At 68.3% G+C, this 22,293-nt stretch carries 24 protein-coding genes; 12 read left to right on the top strand and 12 right to left on the bottom strand.

All coding sequences use genetic code 11. The features are described from left to right. Nucleotide 1: 1 nt before the first annotated feature. The 4 genes from H7K45_RS04590 to H7K45_RS04605 form a co-directional block, all read right to left on the bottom strand. Nucleotides 2-1,645 carry an ABC transporter permease gene (locus H7K45_RS04590; protein ID WP_263994588.1) on the bottom strand — a complete coding sequence of 548 codons (1,644 nt, stop codon included), beginning with the start codon at nucleotides 1,643-1,645 and terminating at the stop codon, nucleotides 2-4. Continuing rightward, the gene (locus H7K45_RS04595) at nucleotides 1,642-2,568 is read right to left on the bottom strand and encodes an ABC transporter ATP-binding protein (protein WP_263994589.1); all 927 of its coding nucleotides are present in this window, start codon (nucleotides 2,566-2,568) and stop codon (nucleotides 1,642-1,644) included. Before H7K45_RS04595 ends, H7K45_RS04590 begins: the two co-directional genes overlap by 4 nt. Before the next feature lie 3 nt (nucleotides 2,569-2,571). Further along, nucleotides 2,572-3,195 (bottom strand): TetR/AcrR family transcriptional regulator, encoded by a 624-nt coding sequence (locus tag H7K45_RS04600; RefSeq protein WP_263994590.1) that lies wholly within the window; start codon nucleotides 3,193-3,195, stop codon nucleotides 2,572-2,574. A gap of 71 nt (nucleotides 3,196-3,266) precedes the next feature. Continuing rightward, the gene (locus H7K45_RS04605; protein ID WP_263994591.1) at nucleotides 3,267-3,947 is read right to left on the bottom strand and encodes an O-methyltransferase; all 681 of its coding nucleotides are present in this window, start codon (nucleotides 3,945-3,947) and stop codon (nucleotides 3,267-3,269) included. A gap of 176 nt (nucleotides 3,948-4,123) precedes the next feature. On the opposite strand from H7K45_RS04605, the gene sigE reads away from it, so the two are divergent. From sigE to tatB, 4 genes are all read left to right on the top strand, one after another. Beyond that, on the top strand, nucleotides 4,124-4,894 hold the full coding sequence (sigE, locus tag H7K45_RS04610) for an RNA polymerase sigma factor SigE (RefSeq protein WP_263994592.1): 771 nt from the start codon (nucleotides 4,124-4,126) through the stop codon (nucleotides 4,892-4,894). Nucleotides 4,895-4,983: 89 nt separating this feature from the next. Beyond that, nucleotides 4,984-5,379 carry an anti-sigma E factor RseA gene (gene rseA, locus H7K45_RS04615; RefSeq protein WP_263994593.1) on the top strand — a complete coding sequence of 132 codons (396 nt, stop codon included), beginning with the start codon at nucleotides 4,984-4,986 and terminating at the stop codon, nucleotides 5,377-5,379. 68 nt (nucleotides 5,380-5,447) lie between these two features. Beyond that, the gene (gene htrA, locus H7K45_RS04620) at nucleotides 5,448-6,947 is read left to right on the top strand and encodes a serine protease HtrA (protein ID WP_308206383.1); all 1,500 of its coding nucleotides are present in this window, start codon (nucleotides 5,448-5,450) and stop codon (nucleotides 6,945-6,947) included. A 4-nt stretch (nucleotides 6,948-6,951) separates the two neighbouring features. Then, a complete protein-coding gene (tatB, locus tag H7K45_RS04625) occupies nucleotides 6,952-7,356 on the top strand; it encodes a Sec-independent protein translocase protein TatB (RefSeq protein WP_263994594.1) in 405 nt (134 codons plus the stop codon). Here tatB and H7K45_RS04630 read toward each other — a convergent pair. The 4 genes from H7K45_RS04630 to H7K45_RS04645 all read right to left on the bottom strand — a co-directional run bounded on the left by H7K45_RS04630 (nucleotide 7,353) and on the right by H7K45_RS04645 (nucleotide 11,764). Further along, a complete protein-coding gene (locus H7K45_RS04630; protein WP_263994595.1) occupies nucleotides 7,353-8,510 on the bottom strand; it encodes an Mrp/NBP35 family ATP-binding protein in 1,158 nt (385 codons plus the stop codon). The genes tatB and H7K45_RS04630 overlap by 4 nt on opposite strands. Nucleotides 8,511-8,534: 24 nt before the next feature. Continuing rightward, on the bottom strand, nucleotides 8,535-9,791 hold the full coding sequence (locus H7K45_RS04635) for a lytic transglycosylase domain-containing protein (RefSeq protein ID WP_372512502.1): 1,257 nt from the start codon (nucleotides 9,789-9,791) through the stop codon (nucleotides 8,535-8,537). A gap of 108 nt (nucleotides 9,792-9,899) precedes the next feature. Next, a complete protein-coding gene (locus H7K45_RS04640) occupies nucleotides 9,900-10,439 on the bottom strand; it encodes a DUF1003 domain-containing protein (protein ID WP_263994597.1) in 540 nt (179 codons plus the stop codon). Then, on the bottom strand, nucleotides 10,436-11,764 hold the full coding sequence (locus tag H7K45_RS04645; RefSeq protein WP_263994598.1) for a magnesium transporter MgtE N-terminal domain-containing protein: 1,329 nt from the start codon (nucleotides 11,762-11,764) through the stop codon (nucleotides 10,436-10,438). The genes H7K45_RS04640 and H7K45_RS04645 overlap by 4 nt, the downstream gene beginning before the upstream one ends. 25 nt (nucleotides 11,765-11,789) lie before the next feature. On the opposite strand from H7K45_RS04645, the gene H7K45_RS04650 reads away from it, so the two are divergent. Next, nucleotides 11,790-12,749 carry an HpcH/HpaI aldolase/citrate lyase family protein gene (locus H7K45_RS04650; RefSeq protein ID WP_263994599.1) on the top strand — a complete coding sequence of 320 codons (960 nt, stop codon included), beginning with the start codon at nucleotides 11,790-11,792 and terminating at the stop codon, nucleotides 12,747-12,749. On the opposite strand, the gene H7K45_RS04655 is transcribed toward H7K45_RS04650, so the two are convergent. Further along, entirely contained in the window at nucleotides 12,743-13,378 is a 636-nt protein-coding gene (locus H7K45_RS04655; RefSeq protein ID WP_263994600.1) for a DUF4190 domain-containing protein, read from the bottom strand. The two genes, H7K45_RS04650 and H7K45_RS04655, sit on opposite strands and share 7 nt — an antisense overlap. Beyond that, nucleotides 13,375-13,620, bottom strand: coding sequence for a DUF4190 domain-containing protein (locus H7K45_RS04660; RefSeq protein ID WP_263994601.1), 246 nt, complete (start codon nucleotides 13,618-13,620; stop codon nucleotides 13,375-13,377). The genes H7K45_RS04655 and H7K45_RS04660 overlap by 4 nt, the downstream gene beginning before the upstream one ends. Before the next feature lie 136 nt (nucleotides 13,621-13,756). Between H7K45_RS04660 and H7K45_RS04665 the strand changes: the two genes are divergently transcribed. The 6 genes from H7K45_RS04665 to H7K45_RS04690 all read left to right on the top strand — a co-directional run bounded on the left by H7K45_RS04665 (nucleotide 13,757) and on the right by H7K45_RS04690 (nucleotide 19,256). Next, nucleotides 13,757-14,269 (top strand): general stress protein, encoded by a 513-nt coding sequence (locus H7K45_RS04665; protein ID WP_263994602.1) that lies wholly within the window; start codon nucleotides 13,757-13,759, stop codon nucleotides 14,267-14,269. Nucleotides 14,270-14,379: 110 nt separating this feature from the next. Further along, nucleotides 14,380-15,777 carry an ABC transporter substrate-binding protein gene (locus H7K45_RS04670; RefSeq protein WP_263994603.1) on the top strand — a complete coding sequence of 466 codons (1,398 nt, stop codon included), beginning with the start codon at nucleotides 14,380-14,382 and terminating at the stop codon, nucleotides 15,775-15,777. Beyond that, the gene (locus tag H7K45_RS04675; RefSeq protein WP_263994604.1) at nucleotides 15,774-16,661 is read left to right on the top strand and encodes a carbohydrate ABC transporter permease; all 888 of its coding nucleotides are present in this window, start codon (nucleotides 15,774-15,776) and stop codon (nucleotides 16,659-16,661) included. The genes H7K45_RS04670 and H7K45_RS04675 overlap by 4 nt, the downstream gene beginning before the upstream one ends. Nucleotides 16,662-16,665: 4 nt before the next feature. After that, nucleotides 16,666-17,490, top strand: a complete 825-nt coding sequence (locus H7K45_RS04680; protein ID WP_263994605.1) for a carbohydrate ABC transporter permease — start codon at nucleotides 16,666-16,668, stop codon at nucleotides 17,488-17,490. 3 nt (nucleotides 17,491-17,493) lie between these two features. Further along, nucleotides 17,494-18,666: an ABC transporter ATP-binding protein gene (locus H7K45_RS04685; protein WP_263994606.1), complete on the top strand. Its 1,173-nt coding sequence runs from the start codon at nucleotides 17,494-17,496 to the stop codon at nucleotides 18,664-18,666. Next, a complete protein-coding gene (locus H7K45_RS04690; protein ID WP_263994607.1) occupies nucleotides 18,663-19,256 on the top strand; it encodes a suppressor of fused domain protein in 594 nt (197 codons plus the stop codon). Before H7K45_RS04685 ends, H7K45_RS04690 begins: the two co-directional genes overlap by 4 nt. A 58-nt stretch (nucleotides 19,257-19,314) precedes the next feature. On the opposite strand, the gene corA is transcribed toward H7K45_RS04690, so the two are convergent. Continuing rightward, entirely contained in the window at nucleotides 19,315-20,418 is a 1,104-nt protein-coding gene (gene corA, locus H7K45_RS04695) for a magnesium/cobalt transporter CorA (RefSeq protein WP_263994608.1), read from the bottom strand. A gap of 134 nt (nucleotides 20,419-20,552) precedes the next feature. On the opposite strand from corA, the gene H7K45_RS04700 reads away from it, so the two are divergent. Then, on the top strand, nucleotides 20,553-21,389 hold the full coding sequence (locus H7K45_RS04700; RefSeq protein WP_263994609.1) for a glycine betaine ABC transporter substrate-binding protein: 837 nt from the start codon (nucleotides 20,553-20,555) through the stop codon (nucleotides 21,387-21,389). 3 nt (nucleotides 21,390-21,392) lie between these two features. Here H7K45_RS04700 and H7K45_RS04705 read toward each other — a convergent pair whose 3' ends face one another. After that, complete coding sequence (locus H7K45_RS04705; protein ID WP_263994610.1) at nucleotides 21,393-22,223, bottom strand: SDR family NAD(P)-dependent oxidoreductase; 831 nt, start codon at nucleotides 22,221-22,223, stop codon at nucleotides 21,393-21,395. Nucleotides 22,224-22,293 lie beyond the last annotated feature (70 nt).

Genomic DNA, 22,293 nt, shown 5'->3' on the forward strand with positions numbered 1-22,293 from the left:
CTCAGTGCAGGTCTCGACGGTGAAAGGCGATGACGCCCACCGCAACCAAGACCGCATCCATCGTCAGCAGCCACCACAGCGGGGCGGCGTCGAACGCGCCCGATCCGACGCGCGGCACGTGGACGTACGGTTCCAGATTCACCAGCCATCGAGGTGAATTAGCGAGGGAGCCAAGCAGATAGAGCGCGATGAACGAACTCAAGACGCCCCACGCCACTGGCGTGAACCGCGGCACCAGGCCAAACAGGGCAACCGTGACGCCGATCGAGAGCCAGACCGCGGGCAACTGCACCGCCGCCGTCCCGACGACCGCCGACAGCTTGCCGGTCACGTCACCGGCGGCCGCACCGTAGGTCAGTCCCGCCACCACCGCCGAGAGTACGAGGGCCATCGTGGTGGCCACGACGGCGCACAGCACATGACTTGCCAGCCAACGACTTCGGCTCACCGCGCCGGACAGCACCATCTCGGCGCGCCGGGTCGTCTCCTCCTGATGCAGCCGCAGGGTCAGGGAGATCGCGAATGCCGAGGCGACCATGCCGAGCATTCCGAACGCCACGGCGATGAACGCCTGCTCGAGCTGGTCGGTGCCGCCGAGGCGCGCCACGACGTCGCGGGCTGTCTGGCTGTCGCCGATCTCACCACCGACCCCGTGGACGACGCTGCCGATCAACAGACCGTAGAGACACAGCCCCGCCGTCCACAGCGCGGTCGACGCACGGTTGAGCCGCCACGCCAGTGCCATCGGCCCGCGGAGGGCCCGACCGGCTTTGGGCGCGCCCGGGCGCTCGGCGATCATGCCGGCACCGACGTCGCGCCGGGCCAGAAATCGATAGGCAATCGCGACCAGCGCCGCGGCAAGCACCACGTGCATCGGCAGGATCCAGAACCTGTCACCGGCGTAGGGGCGCACCTGCAACGACCATCCCAAGGGGGAGAGCCAGGACAGGAATTCGGCGTGCGCCCCCGCGTCGCCGACCGCCCGGAGCGTGAACGCCGCCGCCAGCACGGCGAATGCCGCCCCACGGGCGAATCTCGTGCTCGGCGACAGCTGCGCCGTCACCGCGGCCACGGCGGTGAACACGAGGCCCGTTCCGGCGAGCGCAAGGCCGAAGGCCACCGAGCCACCGGCGGGCACGTCGAACGGCAGCAGTCCCACGATGCCGATGACCCCGGCGGCGACCGATCCGCCCGCGGCCAACAGCATTGCGGCGGTGAGGCTTGCGTAGCGTCCGATTGCCGTGGAGTCGACGAGTTCGGTACGTCCGGACTCCTCCTCGGCGCGGGTGTGCCGCACGACGGTCAGGATGACGGCCACGGCGATCAGCACGTGGAACATGCCGGCCTTCCAGATGCCGGTCGCGCCGAGGCTGTCGCCGTAGACGACGCCGTAGAGCGCACGCTGCGCCGGACTGGCCATGATGGTCGCGGCGAGGTTCGCGCGGTCGGCGGTGGTGGGGTAGACCGCGGCGATGCTGGCGACGTACACCGTGCCCAACGGCACGGACAGCAGTAGCACCCACGCGGGCAGGACGATGCGGCCGCGGCGAAGGTAGAGACGCAGCAACGCAACGGTTCCCGTGAGGTTGGACCCCCGGGTCGGCGCCTCGTGGGCGGGGTGACGCGGGCGTTCCAGGATCGTCATGCGCTCACCCGCGTCGAGGACTCGTCGTCGACTCCGTAGTGGCGCAGGAACAAGTCCTCCAACGTCGGTGGCTGGCTGACGAGGCTGCGCACTCCGGCGTTGCCGAGCAGCTTGACGACCTCACCGAGGCTGGCACCGTCGACCTGGGCGCGCAGGGTGTGGCCGTCGACGGTGACGTCCTCGACGCCGGGGAGACGGCTGATGTCGCCGGGGTCTCCGATCATCTCTGCGGTGATCGAGGTGCGGGACAGATGGCGCATCGACTCCAGCGTGCCGCTCTCGACGGTTCGTCCAGCCCGGATGATGGTGACGCGCTGGCACAGAGCCTCGGTCTCGGCGAGGATGTGACTGGAGAGCAAGACCGTGGCGCCGCGGTCGCGGGCCTCGGTGACACACTGCTGAAAGACGTTCTCCATCAACGGATCCAGGCCGCTGCTGGGCTCGTCGAGTAACAGCAGCCGCGCGTGGGAGGCGAAGGCGGACACCAGCGACACCTTCTGGCGGTTGCCCTTGGAGTAGGTGCGCGCCTTCTTCGACGGATCGAGGTCGAAGCGCTCGACGAGTTCGGCCCGCCGCTTCTCGTCGACGCCACCGCGCATCCGTCCCAGCAGGTCGACGGTCTCGCCGCCGGTGAGTGACGGCCACAAGGTGACGTCCCCTGGCACGTAGGCGATGTGGCGATGCAGGGCGACCGCGTCGGTCCACGGATCTCCGCCGAGCAGTCGGGCGGTACCCGAGTCGGCTCGCGCCAGCCCGAGCAGGATTCGGATGGTGGTGGACTTGCCTGCGCCGTTGGGGCCCAGGAAGCCGTGCACCTCGCCCTTGGCGACATCGAGGTTCAGTCCGTCGAGCGCGCGTACCGAGCCGAAGTCCTTCCGCAGATTCCGGACCTCGACGGCGACGTTGCCGTTGTCAGTGGCCATCGATCACTCCTCCTTCGCCGCCGCCGCAATGGCGTCGAACATCGTCGAATCGGTCATCAGCCCCTCGGTGTAGAGCTCAAGGGCGGGCAGTACCGAGTCCCGCGCGTAGTCGTGCAGGACGGCGCGCATGTCACCGGGGTTGTCGTGCATCTGCAGGTAGAGCAGGAAGCCACCGCCGTTGGACATCGCGATGAATCTGGCCCGCGCCTTGGGGTCTCGGCTTGGCTTGACGGTGCCAGCTCGGACGCCCTCGTCGAGATACTGCTCGGTGTTGTCGATCATGTTGCGCCACAGGGACTTTGCCAGGTCGCCGCCGGATTGCATGCTGCGAACCAGATAGGCCATCAGGGGTGCGAAGGACTCGATGTCGGCCAGCTGGGCCAGCCAGGAGGCGGGGTCGGAGGACTGAATGGACTCGCTCTTGGACGCCCGGATGGACTCGGCGACGAAGTCGTCGCACGCCTTGCGCAGGCCCTCCTTGGAGCCGAAGTGATGGATCACCAGGGCCGCGCTGACCCCGGCAGCCTTGGCGATGACGCGCAAGCCCACGTCGAATCCGTGTTCGCCGAACTGCTCGACGGCCGCATCGCGGATGCGGGCCGTGGTCGTCAGGTCCTCTGAACGCATGTTCAACATGCTAAACGCGCGTTTAGTCGTCCGTCAACGACGAAGTGCGAGAGGAGCGAAGGACAGGGGCGTCAGTCGCGCGCGGCGGCCAGCAGACCGTCACCCAAGGGGACCAGCACGGGCGTGAGCCGCTCGTCCTCGGCGATGAGTCGAGCGGCCTCCCGGACGGCAGTGACGTCACGATCGTTGGCGTTCGCGTCGCCCGCCCGGCCGCCAAGGGCCGCGCGGTGGATCACGATCACACCGCCGGAGCGCAGCAAGCGCACGCCCTCGGACACGAACTGAGGCTGGTCGACCGGATCGGCGTCGACGAACACCAGGTCGTAGGACTCGTCGGCGAGGCGGGTGAGGACCTCCTGGGCCCGCCCGCTGATCAACCTGGTGCGCGACGGCCCGATGCCGGCTTCCAGAAACGCCTGCTTGGCGAGCCGCTGATGCTCGGGCTCGACGTCGATGGTGGTGAGCACGCCGTCGTCACGCATGCCGGACAACAGCCACAGCCCGCTGACGCCGACCCCGGTGCCGACCTCGACGACGGCCTTGGCCTTGGCGATCTTCGCCAGCACGCTCAGAAGGGCGCCAACCGCGGGAGTCACGGCACCCGCGCCGCTGTCGTCGGCGCGTTCCCTGGCCGCAGCCGTCAACGAGTCCTCGGAGATCGAATTCTCGGCGTGCGCGACGATCGCTTCGGCCCGGCTTGGCCGCGGTGTGCCGCCCTCGGGTTGACCCGTCGAATCATCGCTGCTGGTCATGCCCGCAGCGTAGAGCGAAGGCCGAGCGCACGCCGCCCCGACACGCCCGCGCGGCATTGCGGGATCGACGGAGAATTCCGCCGTTTGCGCAGTTGGCGTGGTGGGAGGACGACATTCTCAGGGAAAGCTCAGATTGCTCATATGCGGACCCTAACGGGGTCGGAAAAGGTAACTGCATGGAAAGTCGCGGAGGCCGGGACCCCGGGAATATTGATGCTCACGAGTCAGTTTCCGCGGGTGCAGGTACGGGAACAGCTCCCGGCATCGGCACTAGCGACACGGAGGATCCGACGACCACTACCAGTACGTCCCCAGTATTCATGGCCCACTTCGAGCAGGCCGGCGACGGCGACTGGGTGCAGCCAGCCGACGAGCTGGCGGGCACCGCCGTATTCGACGCCACCGGCGACAAGACGACGATGCCGTCCTGGGACGAGTTGGTTCGGCAGCACGCGGACCGCGTCTACCGCCTGGCCTACCGGTTGTCGGGCAGTCAGCACGACGCCGAGGACCTGACGCAGGAGACGTTCATCCGCGTGTTCCGGTCGGTGCAGAACTACCAGCCCGGCACATTCGAGGGGTGGCTGCACCGCATCACCACCAACCTCTTCCTCGACATGGTTCGCCGCCGCAGTCGTATTCGCATGGAGGCGCTGCCGGAGGACTACGACCGGGTGCCTGCCGACGAGCCGAACCCGGAGCAGATCTACCACGACTCCAGGTTGGGCCCGGATCTTCAGGCGGCGCTCGACTCGCTGGCGCCGGAGTTCCGCGCCGCCGTCGTCCTCTGCGACATCGAAGGTTTGTCGTACGAGGAGATCGGCGCGACGCTCGGCGTGAAGCTGGGCACCGTCCGCAGCCGTATTCACCGCGGCCGTCAGGCGCTGCGCGACTACCTGGCCAGCCACCCCGACGCGCTCGCCGAGGGAGTCGCGCGTTCCGCCTGATCTCGATGCCGTCACGAGCGTGATCAATCTCGTCGGCCGCGCTACATTCGAATGTGTTGGTTGACGCAGTCGTGGAGAGGAGCAGGTCGATGGTGGACCCGGGACACGTGTTCCGTCGTGCATTTTCCTGGCTCCCGACCCAGTTGGCCTCCCAGAGCGATCATCCGGTCGGGCCACGCCGATTCGGCTCGACCGAGCATCTGTCCACCGAGGCCATCGCGGCCTTCGTCGACGGTGAGTTGCGGATGAGCGCGCACCTGAGGGCCGCCCACCACATGTCGATGTGTCCCCAGTGTGCGGCCGAGGTGGACGCGCAGGGGCAGGCCCGCTCCGCGCTGCGCGACTCCTGTCCGATCAGCATTCCGTCGTCGCTACTCGGCGCGTTGTCGGAGATCCCCCACCACGCACGGCCGGAGACACCGGTCGACGACGCGGCGGCCCGGTTCCTCACCGGCGAGACGCGTTCTCGCCGCAAGCGCCGGTAGTCTAAGAGTTGTCCCAGGTAGAGGCGCGCGTCGTTGACGGCGTGCGCTCCAACGGAGAGTGAACACGGGTGACCAACCAGGACCAGTTCGACAGTCGCCCACGGATGGAACCAAAGCCCGTCTCGCGCCCGCCGGTCGACCCGGCGCAAAGCCGAGCGTTCGGTCGGCCCGACGGCGTCAGCGGTTCGTTCCTCGGCGCCGACCAACACCGCGACCAGGGTGACTACACCCCCCGGGACCAAGCTCCCGACCCGGTGCTCGCCGACGCCTTCGGCCGCCCTGACGGGGTGAGCGACACCCTGCAACGTCACCCCGCCGACGCGGGAGCCCTCCAAGCCGAGCAGAACCGCGACGCCGACGTTCCGCCGGATCCGTGGCGTGATCCCGCGGCCACCCCGTCCCTCGGCGTGCCGGCCCAGCCGGCCCCGGCGCAGGCGATGGTCGACACCACCCCGACCGGCAAGCTCGGCGTCCGTGACGTGTTCTTCGGCGGTCGGGTGTCCTGGGTGGCGCTCGGCGCCATCGTGATCGTCGCCCTGGTCATCGGGGCCATCGGTGGCGTCATCGGCAACAAGACCGCCGAGATCGTCCCCGCCTTCACCACCTCCAAGGTCACCCTGCAGACCGGCGCCACCGACGAACAGGAGCCGACCAGCAGGTTCGCCCAAGTCGCGGCCAACGTCGCCGACTCGGTCGTCACCATCGAGGCGACCAGCAAGGGCGAGGGGTCCCAGGGCTCGGGCGTCGTGGTCGACGGCCGCGGCTACATCGTGACCAACAACCACGTCATCTCCGACGCCGCGAAGAACCCCGCCGAGTATCAGATCTCGGTGGTCTTCAACGACGGTCACGAGGTGCCCGCCAACCTCGTCGGCCGCGACCAGAAGACCGACCTCGCCGTGCTGAAGGTCGACAACGTCGACAACCTCGTCGTCGCCCGCTTCGGCGACTCCGAGAAGCTACGGGTGGGTGAAGAGGTGATCGCGGCGGGCGCTCCGCTGGGGCTGCGCAGCACCGTCACCCACGGCATCATCAGCGCCCTGCACCGGCCCGTCCCGCTGTCCGGCGACGGGTCCGACACCGACACCGTCATCGACGGTGTGCAGACCGACGCGTCCATCAACCACGGCAACTCCGGTGGTCCGCTGATCAACATGAACTCCGAGATCATCGGCATCAACACGGCCGGAAAGTCGTTGTCCGACAGTGCAAGCGGTCTCGGGTTCGCGATCCCCGTCAACGAGGTCAAGGAAGTCGTCGAGGGCCTGATCAAGGACGGCAAGATGTCGCACCCGACGCTGGGCCTCAACGCCGTGTCGGTGAGCAACGACGTCGCCTCGGGCGCGCTGGTCAAGAACGTCGTCGCCGGTGGTCCCGCAGACCGGGCCGGGGTCAAGGAGAACGACGTCGTCGTCAAGGTGGGCACCCGCAAGGTCGCCGACGCCGACGAGATGGTCGTGGCGGTGCGTCAGCTCAAGATCGGCGTCGACGCGCCCATCGAGGTGCTGCGCGACGGGCGGCCCGTCACGTTGACGGTCACCCCCGGCTCCGACAACCCCGCCGCCTGACGCCGTGTTCGGCAACATCGGCTGGGGCGAGATGCTGGTGCTCGTCGTCGCCGGCCTCGTGATCCTTGGGCCGGAACGGCTTCCGGGTGCCATCCGCTGGACGACCGGCACCGTGCGGCAAGCCAGGGAGTACCTCAGCGGCGCGACCAGTCAGCTGCGAGAAGATCTGGGGCCCGAATTCGAGGACCTGCGCCAGCCGTTGAGCGAATTGCAGAAGCTGCGTGGCATGACCCCGCGCGCCGCGCTCACCAAGCACCTTCTCGACGGCGACGACTCGTTCCTGACCGGGAACTTCGACAAGCCCGTCAAGCCGGTGTCGGACAACCAACCGCAACCGCAGCCGCCCACCCCGGCACCCGAACCGCCGCGCACGCCCGGCGTCACGCCGTTCGACAGCGACGCGACCTAGCGGCCGATCGGGTTCAGTCCGAGCGACACCCCGGCCAAGCTGCGCTTGCGCGTGGTCAGCGTGTCGGCGATCGAGCGAAGTTCCTTCGCCGCAGCCGAGTCCGGCGCGCTGAGCACCAGCGGCACGCCCGCGTCGCCGGCCTCCATGAGTGCCTGGTCGAGGGGCACCTGGCCCAGAAGCGGCACGTCGGCGCCGATGGAGCGCGTAAGGCTCTCGGCGACCTTCTTGCCGCCACCCTCGCCGAAGACGTTCATCACGGTGCCGTCGGGCAGGGTCAGACCGGACATGTTCTCGACCACGCCGACGATGCGCTGGCGGGTTTGCAGCGCGATGGCACCCGCGCGCTCGGCGACCTCCGCGGCCGCCAGCTGAGGCGTCGTCACCACCAGGATCTCGGCGCCGGGAATGAGCTGAGACACCGAGATGGCGATGTCGCCGGTACCCGGTGGCAGGTCCAACAGCAGGACGTCGAGATCGCCCCAGTACACGTCGGCCAGGAACTGCTGGAGGGCGCGGTGCAGCATCGGTCCACGCCACACCACGGGCGTGTTGCCCTGGGTGAACATCGCGATGGAGATGACCTTCACGTCATGGGCGACCGGCGGCAGGATCATCGAGTCGACCTGCGTGGGCCGCTCCTCGGTGCCCATCATGCGAGGCACCGAGTGACCGTAGATGTCGGCGTCGAGCACGCCGACGGCCAGACCGCGGGCGGCCAGCGCGGCCGCCAGGTTGACCGTCACGCTGGACTTGCCGACGCCGCCCTTGCCGGAGGCGACGGCGTAGACGCGGGTGAGGGAGCCGGGCTGAGCGAACGGGATGACCGGCTCGCGAGAGTCGCCGCGCAGCTGCTTGCGCAGTTCCGCGCGCTGCTCGTCGTTCATCACGTCGAGGGTCACCTTGACGGCGCCGGTGCCGGGCACGTCGACGACGGCCTGCTTCACGCGGTCGGTGATCTCGGTCTTCTTCGGGCAGGCCGAGGTGGTCAGGTAGATCTCGACGTGGACGGCGGCGTCGGCGGGGTCGACGGAGACGTTCTTGACCATGCCGACCTCGGTGATCGGCTTGCGAAGTTCGGGGTCGACGACCTTGGACAGCGCCGAGCGAACGGCCGATTCCAGCGCGTCGGAATCGTGGAGCGATTGCTGAGACATCACCCGCGAGTGTAGGCGCAGCCGCTAGCCGATCGGACCGGGCATCGGTCCGGGCGGTGGCCCTGGTGCCGCAGGTGGCAGTGCCGGTGGTGGGGACGGCAGTGGCTCCGCGGGCGGTCCGCCGAACGGGAACTGCATGGGCGCCGGCGGCACGGGCGCCGGGGGCAGGGGAGCTGCGGCGGGTTGCGGCGTCAGGCAGAACACCTGGCAGTTCACCGGCGGCGCGACCGGGGCCTGAGGTGTCAGGCAGAAGACCTGACAGTTCTGCTGCGGCGCCGGCGGAACGCCCGCACCAGGGCCGGGCGGAATGCCCAGCTGGTTCTGCCCGCTCAGGTCGGTCACGTTCGTGGCGGCGAGCGGATCGTTGGCCGGCAGCCCGATCCCCGGGCCCAGGCCTTCGGGGCTGGTGGCCAGATGAGCGTCACCGATCGGCGGGGCGACGCCGATGGGCGGCAGGTTCACCGGCGCGACGCCGGTGGCGTAGGCAGCCGCCCAGCCGAGCACGTTCTGCGCGTAGGCCATCGAGTTGTTGTAACGCAGGATCGCCGAGAGCACCTGGGAGCGGTCGCGCAAATTCAGGTTGCCGCTGCAGAGGTACCTGGCGGCGCCCAGCGACGCGTCGTAGACGTTTTGGATGTCGGCCTTGCCGTCCCCGTTGCCGTCGGAGGCGTACCGCGCCCACGTGCCGGGCAGGAATTGCATCGGTCCCATCGCCCTGGCGTAGGTCACCCGTCCCGCCGCGACGCTCTGGACGATGACCTCGTTGCCGGCGAGCGTGCCGTCCAGCGCGGGGCCGAAGATGCCCTGGACCGGATTGCCCTTGGCATCGGTGGCGCCGCCGTTGGCGTGTCCCGACTCGATGCGACCGATGCCGGCCAGCAGGTTCCAGCTGACCCCGCAGCCGGGATATGCCGACGCCATCATGCGTTCGGCGTTGCGGTAGGCGCTCAGTGCGACGGCGGGAATGCCAAGGCTGCCAGGCGAAGTCACCACGATGGGCGGCGGGGGCGCCGAGAGGGTGGCCACGGCGAAGCGGAACGGGGTCGGAGGCCGGGGGGCCGCGACGACCACGACGCCCGCGTCGTCACCGGTACTGGCCACCGCCGCCAGGGGCGTGATGCCGTCGTCGGCGACGGCGTGCCTCGGGGTCGGGGCCGACGCCCCGACGGCCAGCAGAAGGATCAGCGGGGCCAGTACCGCGGCGCCGACGGCGGGTCTGGCCTTCACGCGGCGCACGTGCCGCCGCACCGCCGCGTACGCGGACCCGCCTCGAACTTGCACTCGACCGTCCTCGATCCAGGTGACCAAACGCCGCCCCTGGCACATCATGGCAAACGTTGTGAACCACGCCACCATACCGATCTGGTGTTGCTCGTGTTACGGCATTGACTAGACGGATTCGTCCCAGTCCCGGGTCGGCTTGGCTGGAACGTTCTTCTTGGGCTTCTTGGCAGCCTTGAGTTCGTCGAGCAGCTCGCGTACCTCTTCGAGTTCGCGGCGCAGATAGTCACGCGTCACCACCTCGCCGACGGCGATGCGCAGCGCGGCGAGCTCCCTCGCGAGGTACTCGGTGTCTGCCTTGGTCTGCTCGGCCCGGCGCCGGTCCTCCTCGAGCGCGACCCGGTCGCGATTCTCCTGGCGGTTCTGCGCCAGCAGGATCAGGGGGGCGGCGTAGGCCGCCTGCGTGGAGAACGCAAGGTTCAACAGGATGAAGGGATAGGGGTCGAAGCGCAACGACACCGCGATGAGGTTGAACGCGATCCACACCACCACCAGAACGGTCTGGATGGCAAGGTATCGGCCGGTGCCGAGGAAACGGGCAATCGACTCGCTGATGCGACCGACCGCCTCGATGTCGACCCTCGGGGTGAAGCGGCGGCGGCTGGTGCGCGGGGTGTCGAGCCGCTGACGCGATGACAGGTCACTCACGACGGACCCCCGGCCGAGGGCGCGGCGGCATCGGTGAGCTCGTCCTCACCGGGCAGCTCGGGGTCGTCGGAGCGCACCCGCCAGTCGTGGGGCAGCAGATGGTCCAGGAGGTCGTCGACGGTGACCGCACCCAGCAGGTGCTTCTCGTCGTCGACCACCGGACCGCACACCAGGTTGTAGGCCGCGAAGTATCGCGTCACCGCCGCCAGCGTGGTCTCGGGATCGAGGCTGGGCAGATCGGAATCCATGATGCCGCTGACCAGCGCCGCCGGCGGTTCGCGCAGCAGTCGTTGCAGGTGCACGCAGCCCAGGTAGCGACCGGTCGGGGTGGACGTCGGCGGGCGCACGACGAACACCAGCGACGAGAGCGCCGGGGTCAGTTCGGGGTCGCGCACCCGGGCCAGCGCCTCGGCGACGGTGGTGCCGGGTCCCAGCACGACCGGCTCGGAGGTCATCAGACCGCCGGCGGTGTCTGGGGAGTGCTGCAGCAGCCGTCGCACGGATTCGGAGTCCTCGGGGTCCATGCGGGCGAGCAGCGCTTCGGCGGCCGAGGCACCCAACTCTCCCAGGAGGTCGGCGGCGTCGTCGGGATCCATGGCCTCGAGCACGTCGGCGGCCCGCTCGGGTTCGAGCCGCTCCATCAGATCGGCCTGCTCGCTTTCGGGAAGCTCCTGCAAGATGTCGGCGAGGCGTTCGTCGTCGAGGGCGTTGACCACTTCGTAGCGCCGCTTGGCGGGGAGGTCGCGGATGGCGTCGGCGACCACGATGGGGCGTTGGCCGGCGAACTGCGCCAGCAGGTAGGCCACGCCCTGGCCGGGTAGCGACATCGCCGACTGCGTCAGCCCGGTGACGTTCTGCCAGTCGACGATGTGCACGGAGGTGCGGCGTCCCAGTCGGCGGTGGCTGCGGACCGCGACCCTGGTCACCACCCAGTCCCTGGTGCGAATTTGTTCGATGGCGAGGTCGACCACCACCAGGTCGACGCCGGCGAGCTCTTCGAGTTCGGGATCCTGCACGCGCACGCGGGTGTCGAGCACCTGGCCGAAGACCAGGACCTCTCCGGGTCGCTGGGCGAAGCGCCGCAGCGAGACGTTCGCCGTATTCAGCGTGACGGCATTGGGTTCGATGGCGGTGACCCGCAGTAAGCCTACGAATATCCTTCTGCGAGTGAGCAATTCGACGACCAAGCCCAGCACGCGCGGTTGCTGGCGGCCGATGCCGATGCTGATCACCACGTCGCGGACACGGCCGACGGACTCACCGTCTGGCCCGAGCACCAACAGCCCCGCCAGTCGGGCCGCATAGACCCTGTTCACCGCCACCATGGGTCAAAGAGTAGAGAGTGATCTCGTGGAGAACCTCTATCGCCCCCGAAGAACGTGCCTCTCGGTTCCCGGCAGCAGCTCCAAGATGATCGAGAAGGCCAAGCAACTACCCGCCGATCAGGTGTTCCTGGACCTGGAGGACTCGGTGGCCTCAGATGCCAAGGCGCAGGCGCGTACTCAAGTGGCTGCCGGTTTGGCCTCCAACGGGTGGGCCGGGCAGCTGCGCGGGGTGCGCGTCAACGACTGGACGACGCCGTGGACGCACGCCGACGTGATCGAAGTCGTCGCGACGGCGGGCAGCGTCCTGGACGTCGTCATCCTGCCGAAGGTGACCGACGTCTCGCACGTCCAGGCTTTGGATCTCCTGTTGACTCAGCTCGAGATGACTCATGGGTTGCCGGTGGGGCGCATCGGTGTCGAGGCGCAGATCGAGAATGCCGAAGGGCTTACCCACGTCGACGCGATCGCGGCGGGGCCGCGGGTGCAGGCCTTGGTGCTCGGGCCCGCCGACATGATGGCGAGCCTCAACATGCGCACCCTGGTCGTCGGCGAGCAGCCCGAGGGTTACGACGTCGGCGACGCGCATCACCACGTGTTCATGCGCATCCTCGTCGCGGCCCGGGCGCGGGGGATCAACGCGATCGACGGGCCGTTCCTCAAAGTTCGCGACGTCGAGGCGTTCCGGCGGGTGGCGGGGCGCGCCGCAGCGCTCGGCTTCGACGGCAAGTGGGTGTTGCACCCCGACCAGATCGAGGCGGGCAACGAGACGTTCAGTCCCCGGCAGGCCGACTACGACCACGCCGAGCTGATCCTGGACGCCTACGAATGGCACACGTCGCAAGCCGGCGGCGCCAGGGGAGCGGTGATGCTCGGCGACGAGATGATCGACGAGGCGAGCCGCAAGATGGCGCTGGTCGTCGCCGGCAAGGGCCGGGCCGCGGGTATGGCGCGGACGTCGGCCTCGTTCGTGCCGCCGGGTCAGTAGCCGTACGTCGGAGTGGTGCCGACGGCGAGGGCCAGGAGGACCACGACGACGACGTAGATCACCCAGCCCGCGACGGCCAGGGCGCCGACGATGACACCCGCCAGCGCCATGCCGTGGCCCTCCTGCCCCGTGCGCCGGGTCTCGCGCATCGCGAGGACGCCGAGGATCAGTCCGAAGATGGCAGGCACGCCACAGAAGAACAGGCCAACCAAGGACGTCACCAGTGCCGCGATCGCCTTGCCGTTGGTGCCCACCGGTCGCGTCGGGGCGTAGGGGTCGTAGTAAGGGGAGCCGTAGCCACCTTGATTCGGCGGCGGGTAGCCCGGCGGCGGGTAACCACCCTGCGGGTAATCGGGCGGCGGATATCCGGGCTGGGGGTAGGCCGGCGGGGGGTAGCCGGGCTGCTGGGCGCCGGGCTGCGGGTAGTCGGGCTGCTGGTAACCAGGCTGCTGGTAACCAGGCTGCTGGGCGCCGGGCGGCGGGTAGTCGGCGGGCGGGCCGTACTCGTGCGGCGGGGGGGCCGACTCGGTCGGATAGTCCACGGGCGCATAGGGATCACCCTGCTGCGGGGAGTTCTCCAGCGAGGGATGTTCCCGGCCGCGGTTGGGTTCGTCGGATCCAGTGCTCATAGCGTGCTCAGTCCCATCACGATTGCCATCATGCTCAACAGAAGGGTGACGGCGCCGACGAGGATGCCCGCGGTCGCCAGTCCGCGACCGCGCTCGCTGGTCACCACGATCTGGTTGAGGGCGAACACGCCCAGTGCGATTCCCACGATCGACCCGATTCCGAACACCGTCACCACCGAGGCCGCCAGTGACGCGACGGCCGTCCGATTCCTGCGCCTCGCCGTCGTGGTGGGCGGTGTCATGGGGTCCAAGACTACCGGAGCGCGCATTTGCCAGACTTCCTTGCCGGGACGGCACTCATTGGCCATGTCGAACGTTGAGAATGGCAGGAGGGACGACCCTCGACCACGACGACACGACAGAACGAGGACACAGACGATGACGAACCCACTTCAGAATCCGGGGCGGGCCGGACAGAACCAGGGCCGTGGGGGATTCGCGTCGCTGCCCACGCCGCCGAAGGGCTGGCCGATCGCCTCCTATCCGACCTACGCCGAGGCGCAGCGCGCCGTGGACTACCTCTCCGACCAGGAATTCCCGGTGCAGCAGGTGACGATCGTCGGCGTTGACCTCATGCAGGTGGAGCGGGTCACCGGCCGGCTCACCTGGCCGCGCGTGCTCGGCGGTGGCGCCGTGACCGGCGCCTGGCTGGGCTTGTTCATCGGACTGGTCTTGGGCTTCTTCGGTCCGAGCCCCTGGGGATCGCTGATTGCCGGTCTGATCGCGGGCGTGTTCTTCGGCCTGATCACCTCGGGGTTGCAGTATGCGATCTCGCGGGGCACAAGGGATTTCAGCTCCACGATGCAATTGGTCGCCGGGCGTTACGACGTGCTGTGTGACCCGCAGAGCGCCGAGCAGGGTCGGGATCTGTTGGCGCGCTTGACCATCTAGGGAGGCTCGACGCGGCGCCCTAGCGCGCCAAGGTCAACGTGGCATCACGATCTGGACGCGATGATGCACGAGTGTTGCGCATCGCGCGTGACTCGCTCTACGGTTCGTGCGTGCGGGTTGGGCGGCTGGGTGCTGCAGCATTGGCTGGGCTGACGGTCGCGTCGCTCGTGTCGGCATGCGGGGCCGCCAGCGGCGGCGTAGTCGTCAATTACTACACCCCGGCCAACGAGATGGCCACCTTCACCGCGGTGGCCAAGCGCTGCAACGACGAGTTCGGCGGCCGCTTCACCATCAAGCAGATCAGTCTGCCCAAGGGTGCCGACGACCAACGGCTGCAGCTGGCCCGCCGCCTCACGGGCAACGACGCCTCGCTCGACGTCATGGCCCTCGACGTGGTGTGGACCGCCGAATTCGCCGAGGCGGGTTGGGCTTTGCCGCTGTCCGACGATCCGGCAGGCCAAGCCGAGGCCGATGCCCGGGCCGACACACTGCCAGGACCGTTGCAGACCGCCACGTGGCGCGACGTGCTCTATGCCTCGCCCATCACCACCAACACCCAATTGCTCTGGTATCGGGCCGATTTGATGCCGAACCCACCGCAAACCTGGGACGACGTGGTCGGCGAGGCGACCCGCCTGCACGACGAGAGCAAGCCGAGCTGGATTGCGTTGCAGGCCAAGCAGTACGAGGGTCTGGTGGTGTGGTTCAACACGTTGCTCGCCAGCGCCGGCGGTCAGGTGCTCTCCGACGACGGCAAGACGGTGACGCTCACCGACACCCCCGAGCACCGGGCGGCCACGGTCAAGGCCCTGCAGATCATCAAGGCCGTCGCCACCGCCCCGGGCGCGGACCCGTCGATCACCCAGACCGACGAGGCTTCTGCCCGGCTCGCCCTCGAACAGGGCAAGGCCGCCCTCGAGGTCAACTGGCCCTTCGTCCTTCCCTCGATGCTCGAGAACGCCGTCAAGGGCGGCGTGCCGTTCCTGCGCCTCGACGAGCGTGACGATCTCACGGGCAGCATCGACGACGTCGGGACGTTCAAACCCAGCGACGAACAGTTCGACGCCGCCTACGACGCCAGCAAGGCGGTGTTCGGCTTCGCCAACTATCCGGGCGTGGTGCCAGGGCAGCAGGCCAAGGTCACCCTCGGCGGTCTCAACCTCGCCGTTGGCAAGAACACCCGGCACCGCGCCGAGGCCTTCGAGGCCATCCGCTGTCTGCGCAGCGTCGAGAACCAGCGGTACACGTCGGTCGAGGGCGGCCTGCCCGCCGTCCGCACGTCGCTGTACGACGACCCCGAATTCCAGAAGAAGTATCCGCAGTACGCGATCATCCGCGATCAGCTCACCAACGCCGCGGTGCGGCCTGCGACGCCGGTCTACCAGTCGGTGTCTACCCGCATCTCGGCGACGCTGGCCCCCATCACCAACGTCGACCCCGAACGTACCGCCGACGAACTCGCCGAGCAGGTTCGGAAGGCCGTCGACGGCAAGGGACTCATCCCGTGACCGCGCCCGCTCGTGACGACCGCACGTCCGAACGCCGCCTGGCGTTCTGGTTGATCGGACCCGCCGTCGTGTTGATGCTCGCGGTGACCGCCTATCCCATCGTCTACGCCGTCTGGCTGAGCCTGCAGCGCTACAACCTCGCCGCTCCCGACGACACCACGTTCGTCTGGTTCGACAACTACGCGACCATCCTCGGCGACCGGTACTGGTGGACGGCGTTCGTCGTCACGCTGGCGATCACCGTGGTCTCGGTGGCCGTCGAGTTCGTACTCGGCATGGCGCTCGCGTTGGTGATGCACCGCACCATCTTCGGCAGGGGCGTCGTCCGCACGGCCATCCTCATCCCCTACGGCATCGTCACGGTGGCCGCGTCGTACAGCTGGTACTACGCGTGGACGCCGGGGACCGGGTATCTGGCCAACCTCCTTCCGACCGGCGTCGCACCCCTGACCGAGCAACTCCCGTCACTGGGCATCGTGGTGCTCGCCGAGGTCTGGAAGACGACCCCGTTCATGGCGCTGCTGCTGCTCGCCGGTCTCGCGCTGGTGCCCCAAGACCTGCTCAACGCCGCTCAGATGGACGGTGCCGGAGCATGGAAGCGGCTGACGAGAGTCATTCTGCCGCTGATCAAACCGGCGATCCTGGTGGCCCTGCTGTTCCGCACCCTGGACGCGTTTCGGATCTTCGACAACATCTACGTTCTGACCGGCGGTGCGAACGACACCGGTTCAGTGTCGATCCTGGGGTACGACAACCTGTTCAAGGCCTTCAACCTCGGACTCGGCTCGGCCATCAGCGTTCTCATCTTCCTGACCGTCGCGGTGATCGCCTTCGTCTACGTGAAGGTCTTCGGGGCGGCGGCACCTGGGGCGCGCGATGAGTGAGCGAGTGAGTTCGAGGCGCGCCACCGGGTGGACGGTCGTCAACGTCGTCGTCGTCCTCTACGCCCTCTTCCCCGTGCTGTGGATACTGTCGTTGTCGCTGAAGCCGACCTCGACGGTCAAGGACGGCAACCTGATTCCCACCCAGGTGACGTTCGACAACTACGAGGCCATCTTCTCGGGCAACACCTTCAGCTCGGCCCTGGTCAACTCCATCGGCATCGGACTCATCACCACCGTGATCGCCGTCGTCGTCGGCGGCATGGCGGCCTACGCGATCGCCAGGTTGGCCTTCCCCGGCAAACGGGTGCTGGTGGGAATGGCACTGCTGATCGCGATGTTTCCTCAAATCTCGCTGGTGACACCGCTGTTCGAGATCGAACGCTCGATCGGGCTGTTCGACACCTGGCCGGGCCTGATCATCCCGTACATCACGTTCGCGCTGCCGCTGGCCATCTACACGATGTCGGCGTTCTTCAGGGAGATCCCGTGGGATCTGGAGAAGGCGGCCAAGATGGACGGCGCAACCCCGTGGCAGGCGTTCAGCAAGGTGATCGCGCCGCTCGCCGCACCCGGTATCGTCACCGCGGCCATCCTGGTGTTCATCTTCGCGTGGAACGACCTGCTGCTGGCGCTGTCGCTGACTGCCACGCAGCGGGCCATCACCGCACCGGTGGCGATCGCGAACTTCACCGGCAGTTCGCAATTCGAGGAGCCGACCGGATCGATTGCCGCGGGCGCGATGGTCATCACGGTACCGATCGTCGTCTTCGTACTCATCTTCCAACGACGTATCGTCGCCGGGCTGACGTCCGGCGCGGTGAAGGGGTAGGGCATGGCCGAGATCGTGTTGGACCGCGTGGCGAAGAGCTACGCCGGCGGGACGGCGGCGGTGAAGGACTTGTCCATCACGATCGCCGACGGCGAGTTCATCATCCTGGTGGGCCCGTCGGGCTGCGGAAAGTCCACCACGCTGAACATGATCGCCGGGTTGGAGGACATCACCTCCGGTGAGCTCCGCATCGGCGGCGACCGCGTCAACGAGAAGGCCGCCAAGGACCGTGACATCGCGATGGTGTTCCAGTCCTACGCGCTCTACCCGCACATGACGGTGCGCCAGAACATCGCCTTCCCGCTGGTCTTGGCGAAGACCCCCAAGGCCGACGTCGCCACCAAGGTCGAGGAGACCGCCAAGATCCTCGATCTCACCGAGCTCCTGGATCGCAAGCCCGGTCAGCTCTCCGGCGGTCAGCGTCAGCGCGTCGCCATGGGACGCGCAATCGTCCGCAGCCCCAAGGCCTTTCTGATGGACGAGCCGTTGAGCAACCTCGACGCGAAGCTGCGGGTGCAGATGCGCGCGGAGATCGCTCGGCTGCAGAACCGGTTGGGCACCACCACCGTCTACGTCACCCACGACCAGACCGAAGCCATGACACTCGGTGACCGCGTGGTGGTCATGCTGGCCGGGGTGGCCCAGCAGATCGGCACGCCCGACGAGCTCTACCATCGCCCGGCCAACCTGTTCGTCGCCGGTTTCATAGGATCCCCGTCGATGAACTTCTTCCCCGCCACGTTGACCGACGTCGGCGTGCGACTGCCCTTCGGCGAGGTCACCCTGACCAGCGACGTGCACGACATGCTGGCCCAGCACCCCACGCCGCGCAACGTGATCGCCGGCGTGCGGCCCGAGCATCTCGAGGACGCGGCGCTGATCGACAGCTACGACCGCATCAAGGCGCTGACCTTCGAGGTCACCGTCGACCTCGTCGAATCACTTGGCGCGGATAAGTACGTCCACTTCCACACCGAGGGCGAAGGTGCCCAGTCCGCTCAGCTCGCGGAGCTGAGCACCGAGTCGGGCGTCGGGGCCAACCAATTCGTGGCTCGCGTTGCAGCCGAGACGAAGGCCGTTGCCGGTCACCCGGCCGAGCTCGCCTTCGATACCTCCAAGCTGACGTTGTTCGACGCCGACACCGGCGCTAACCTGTCGATTCCGCCGGCCGAGTGAGCGACGTCCTCGCCGCGGTCCGCGCCCGGCTGTCCGAGCACTTCGACCGGATCGGTGCCGGTCGCGAACCCACCGTCGCCAGCGTGACCTTCCTCGGCGCCGAGTCGATCGACGTGCTGCGCTTCGGGCCGGATGCCGACGACACGCTGTATCACGTGTCGCTGGGCTGTTCGCGACACCCGATGCTCGACCCGACGTCGATGGTCGTCGACTCGACGAGTGGTCCGCGCGCGGAAGTCGTTGTAGCGCTTCGCGGTTCGACGCCAGTGGGTCTGGCCCGCTCGATCGCGATCGTCGCGGCCGCGCCGGCCGTCGAGGGTCTGGTGCTGGTGCCGGACGCCCTGGTCGACCTCGAGACCCCGCTGTGGGAGGGAGCTCCGTTCACGGCGGTGCTGCTGGGCCCCGACGACGTCGAGGACGTGGAGTTGCCGGCACCCTACGAGGCGGTGCGGATCCTGTCGGCGACTCCGATCACGCCGACCGAGGCGGCCTGGGTGCGGCTCAAGGGCGCCGAGGCGATGCGGGAGGCGTGGCGGGTGGACGGGGTCGACGTCCGGGATCCCCGGCGGCGGGCCGCCAATCCAACCTGAGGCGGCGGGCCGCCAATCCAACCTGAGGCGGCGGGCCAGCTCGCCAACCTAATGCTCGCTACAGCCAGTGGTTTCGGCGGAAGGTGAAGTACAAGCCAGAACACACCGCCGCCATCACCAGCAGCACCATGGGATAGCCGAAAGTCCATGCCAGCTCCGGCATGTGCTCGAAGTTCATTCCGTAGATGCCGGCGATCGCGGTCGGGACGGCCGCGATGGCGACCCAGGCCGAGATCTTGCGCATGTCCATGTTCTGTTGCATCGAGACCTTGCCGACGGCGGCCTGCACCAGCGAGCTGAGCACCTCGTCGTAACTGGCGACCCGGTCGGAGGCCTGCGTGTTGTGGTCGACGACGTCGCGGATGTAGCGCCGGACCTCCTTGGAGATGAGGTCGTTGTGGTCGGTGCCGAGGCGTTGAAGCGCGAGGTTGAGGGGGCCCACCGCCCTGCGCATCTCGACGACTTCGCGCTTCAGCAAGTAGATGTGCTCGATGTCGGTCTCGGAGGTGGCGGAGAAGACGTTCTCCTCCATCGCGTCGATGTCGGTCTCGACGAGATCGGTGACCTCCAGGTAGTGGTCCACCACGTGGTCGGCGATCGCGTGCAGCACGGCGTAGGGCCCCAGCGCGCAACTGGCCGGGGTGGTGTCCATGCGCTTGCGCACCGCGGCGAGACCGCCGTGGTCGCCGTGGCGGACCGTCACGACGAAGTCCTGTCCGACGAAGATCATGATCTCGCCGGTCTCGACGATCTCGCGGGCCTTGGCCACCGACTCGTGTTCGACGTACATGATCGTCTTGAGCACCAGGAACAAGGTGTTGTCGTAGCGCTCGAGCTTGGGTCGCTGGTGGGCGTGCACGGCGTCCTCGACGGCGAGTTCGTGCAAGCCGAATACGTCGGCCACCGACTGCATCTGGCGCTCGTCGGGCTCGTGCAATCCGATCCAGACGAAGGCCTTGACGTCCTCGCGCTGAAGCTCCCTGACCTTCGCCAGCGCCGCGGCGTGGGTGTACTTGCCCGGTAAGCGCTTGCCGTCGGCGTAGACGCCGCAGTCGACCATGGCGCGGGCAACCGGGACGTGGATCGCGCTGGCGTCGGGATCGGGGATCCGCCGGTTGGCCGGACGCAGCATCGACGGCTGCAAGGTACGAAAAGACGGCACGATCGTCCTCCCCTCGGCGGGCGGAGCAGCTCCGTTGAGCCCCTAATTGACCGCTGCGAATCGTACGCCCCAAGCCTGTGGGCCGGCATGACGCGGTCGGTCGGCGGTGCGCGGCGGTGAAGTAGCCTGGCGCGATGGTCCTGCGACGGGTGTTGGCGTCGGTCGTCGCACTGGCAGTCGCGGGATGTGGCACGCCGGCACCGGGCACGTCGATCGCGGTGGGCACCGGGCCCGATCCCGCCACCACGTTGTTGGCGCACCTGTACGCGGCCGCGTTGCGGTCCTATGGAAGCGCGGCCCACGTCGAGCAGGGTGCCGATCCCTTGGCCGAGTTGGACACCGGTGACGTTGAAGTGGTGCCCGGTTTCACCGGCCGGCTGCTGGTTCGCTTCGATCCCGACGCGACGGCGCGGGCCCCCGAACAGGTCTACCGCTCGATGATCTCGGCGCTGCCCGAGGGCATCGGCGCCGGTGACTACGCGCAGTCCGCCGAGGACAAGCCCGCGCTGGGCGTCACCGAGTCGACGGCTCAGAAGTGGGGTTCGCGCGACGTGGCGGCGGTGGCCCGCCGCTGCCAGGGATTGACGGTCGGCAAGGTCGCCGACGGTCCCGCCCCGACGGCGGTCGCGACGTGCCGCCTACCCGCGGCGGTCGAATTCCCCACGGCCTCGGCGATGGTGGGTGCGCTGCGGTCGGGGCGCGTGACCGCCGCGTGGACGTCGACCGCGGTGCCGCAGACCCCGGACGACGTGGTGGTCTTGAGCGACAAGACCTCGGCCATCCGCGCGGAGAACGTGGTGCCGCTCTACCGTCGAAACGAGCTCGACGAGCGGCAGGTGTTGGCGCTCAACGAGATTGCCGGCGAATTGGACACGGGCTCGTTGGCCGACATGCTGGGCAAGGTCGCCACGGGCGCGGATCCCGGTGCGGTGGCCGACGATTGGCTGTCGGCGCACCCGCTGGGGCACTAGCCGCTAGTGCACGCCCGGCATCGTGCGGGCGATGACCGAGGCGAACAGCCGCTGGTAGCCCGACCCGGTGAGGCGCACGATGACGTCGAGGGCCTTGGCGTCGGCGCCGACGAGCACGCGCGCCTTGTTCTTGCGGACGGCGTCGAGGATGATCACCGCGGCCCGCTCGGGGGTGGTCTTGGCCAGCTTCTTGTCGAACGTCTGGGCCAGTTTCTCGGCGTCGACGCCCTCGGCCGCCGCCGCGTTGCGCGCGATCGCGGTCTTGATGCCGCCGGGGTGCACCGTCGTCACCTTGACCGGACGCTTGGCGGCGATCATCTCCTGGCGCAGCGCCTCGGTGAATCCACGCACCGCGAACTTCGCGGCGTTGTAGGCGGCCTGGCCGGGCACCGAGAAGATGCCGAACAGGCTCGAGACGTTGACCACGTGCCCGTCGCCGGACTCGATGAGGTGCGGCAGGAACGCCTTCGTGCCGTTGACGACGCCCCAGAAGTCGACGTCCATCACGCGCTCGATGTCCTTGTAGGAGCTGGCCTCGACGTCTCCGGTGAAGGCGATGCCCGCGTTGTTGTAGATCTGGTTGACCTTGCCGAAGTGCGCCTTCACGGCGTCGGCGTACAGCTCGAACGCCTCCCGCTCGGTGACGTCGAGGCGGTCGGCCTTGACCGGGGCTCCGATGGCCTTCAGTCGGGCCTCGGTGACGGCCAGACCCTCGAGGTCGACGTCGCTGATCGCGACCTTGGCCCCCGAGCGTGCCAACTCGACGGCCAGTGCCTGACCGATGCCCGACCCGGCGCCCGTGACGACGGCGACCTTACCGGCGAAGCCTTCCATGAACACTCCCTCTTCTCGACGACGAGCGTGTCTTTGGCGTGAAGCCTAACCGGTACCGCTGGTCCCGACT

The sequence above is a fragment of the Mycobacterium yunnanensis genome, from assembly GCF_025823185.1.
Lineage (GTDB): Bacteria > Actinomycetota > Actinomycetes > Mycobacteriales > Mycobacteriaceae > Mycobacterium > Mycobacterium yunnanensis.

Excerpts from the sequence above, each read along its gene's own strand:
- H7K45_RS04600 (WP_263994590.1), bottom strand. The coding sequence starts at position 3,195 with ATGCGTTCAGAGGACCTGACGACCACGGCCCGCATCCGCGATGCGGCC.
- H7K45_RS04645 (WP_263994598.1), bottom strand. The coding sequence starts at position 11,764 with ATGGTGGCGGTGAACAGGGTCTATGCGGCCCGACTGGCGGGGCTGTTG.
- rseA (WP_263994593.1), top strand. The coding sequence starts at position 4,984 with ATGGTGGACCCGGGACACGTGTTCCGTCGTGCATTTTCCTGGCTCCCG.
- H7K45_RS04605 (WP_263994591.1), bottom strand. The coding sequence starts at position 3,947 with ATGACCAGCAGCGATGATTCGACGGGTCAACCCGAGGGCGGCACACCG.
- H7K45_RS04590 (WP_263994588.1), bottom strand. The coding sequence starts at position 1,645 with ATGACGATCCTGGAACGCCCGCGTCACCCCGCCCACGAGGCGCCGACC.
- H7K45_RS04595 (WP_263994589.1), bottom strand. The coding sequence starts at position 2,568 with ATGGCCACTGACAACGGCAACGTCGCCGTCGAGGTCCGGAATCTGCGG.
- H7K45_RS04665 (WP_263994602.1), top strand. The coding sequence starts at position 13,757 with ATGACGAACCCACTTCAGAATCCGGGGCGGGCCGGACAGAACCAGGGC.
- H7K45_RS04685 (WP_263994606.1), top strand. The coding sequence starts at position 17,494 with ATGGCCGAGATCGTGTTGGACCGCGTGGCGAAGAGCTACGCCGGCGGG.
- H7K45_RS04655 (WP_263994600.1), bottom strand. The coding sequence starts at position 13,378 with ATGAGCACTGGATCCGACGAACCCAACCGCGGCCGGGAACATCCCTCG.
- sigE (WP_263994592.1), top strand. The coding sequence starts at position 4,124 with ATGGAAAGTCGCGGAGGCCGGGACCCCGGGAATATTGATGCTCACGAG.
- H7K45_RS04660 (WP_263994601.1), bottom strand. The coding sequence starts at position 13,620 with ATGACACCGCCCACCACGACGGCGAGGCGCAGGAATCGGACGGCCGTC.
- H7K45_RS04705 (WP_263994610.1), bottom strand. The coding sequence starts at position 22,223 with ATGGAAGGCTTCGCCGGTAAGGTCGCCGTCGTCACGGGCGCCGGGTCG.
- H7K45_RS04630 (WP_263994595.1), bottom strand. The coding sequence starts at position 8,510 with ATGTCTCAGCAATCGCTCCACGATTCCGACGCGCTGGAATCGGCCGTT.
- H7K45_RS04700 (WP_263994609.1), top strand. The coding sequence starts at position 20,553 with ATGGTCCTGCGACGGGTGTTGGCGTCGGTCGTCGCACTGGCAGTCGCG.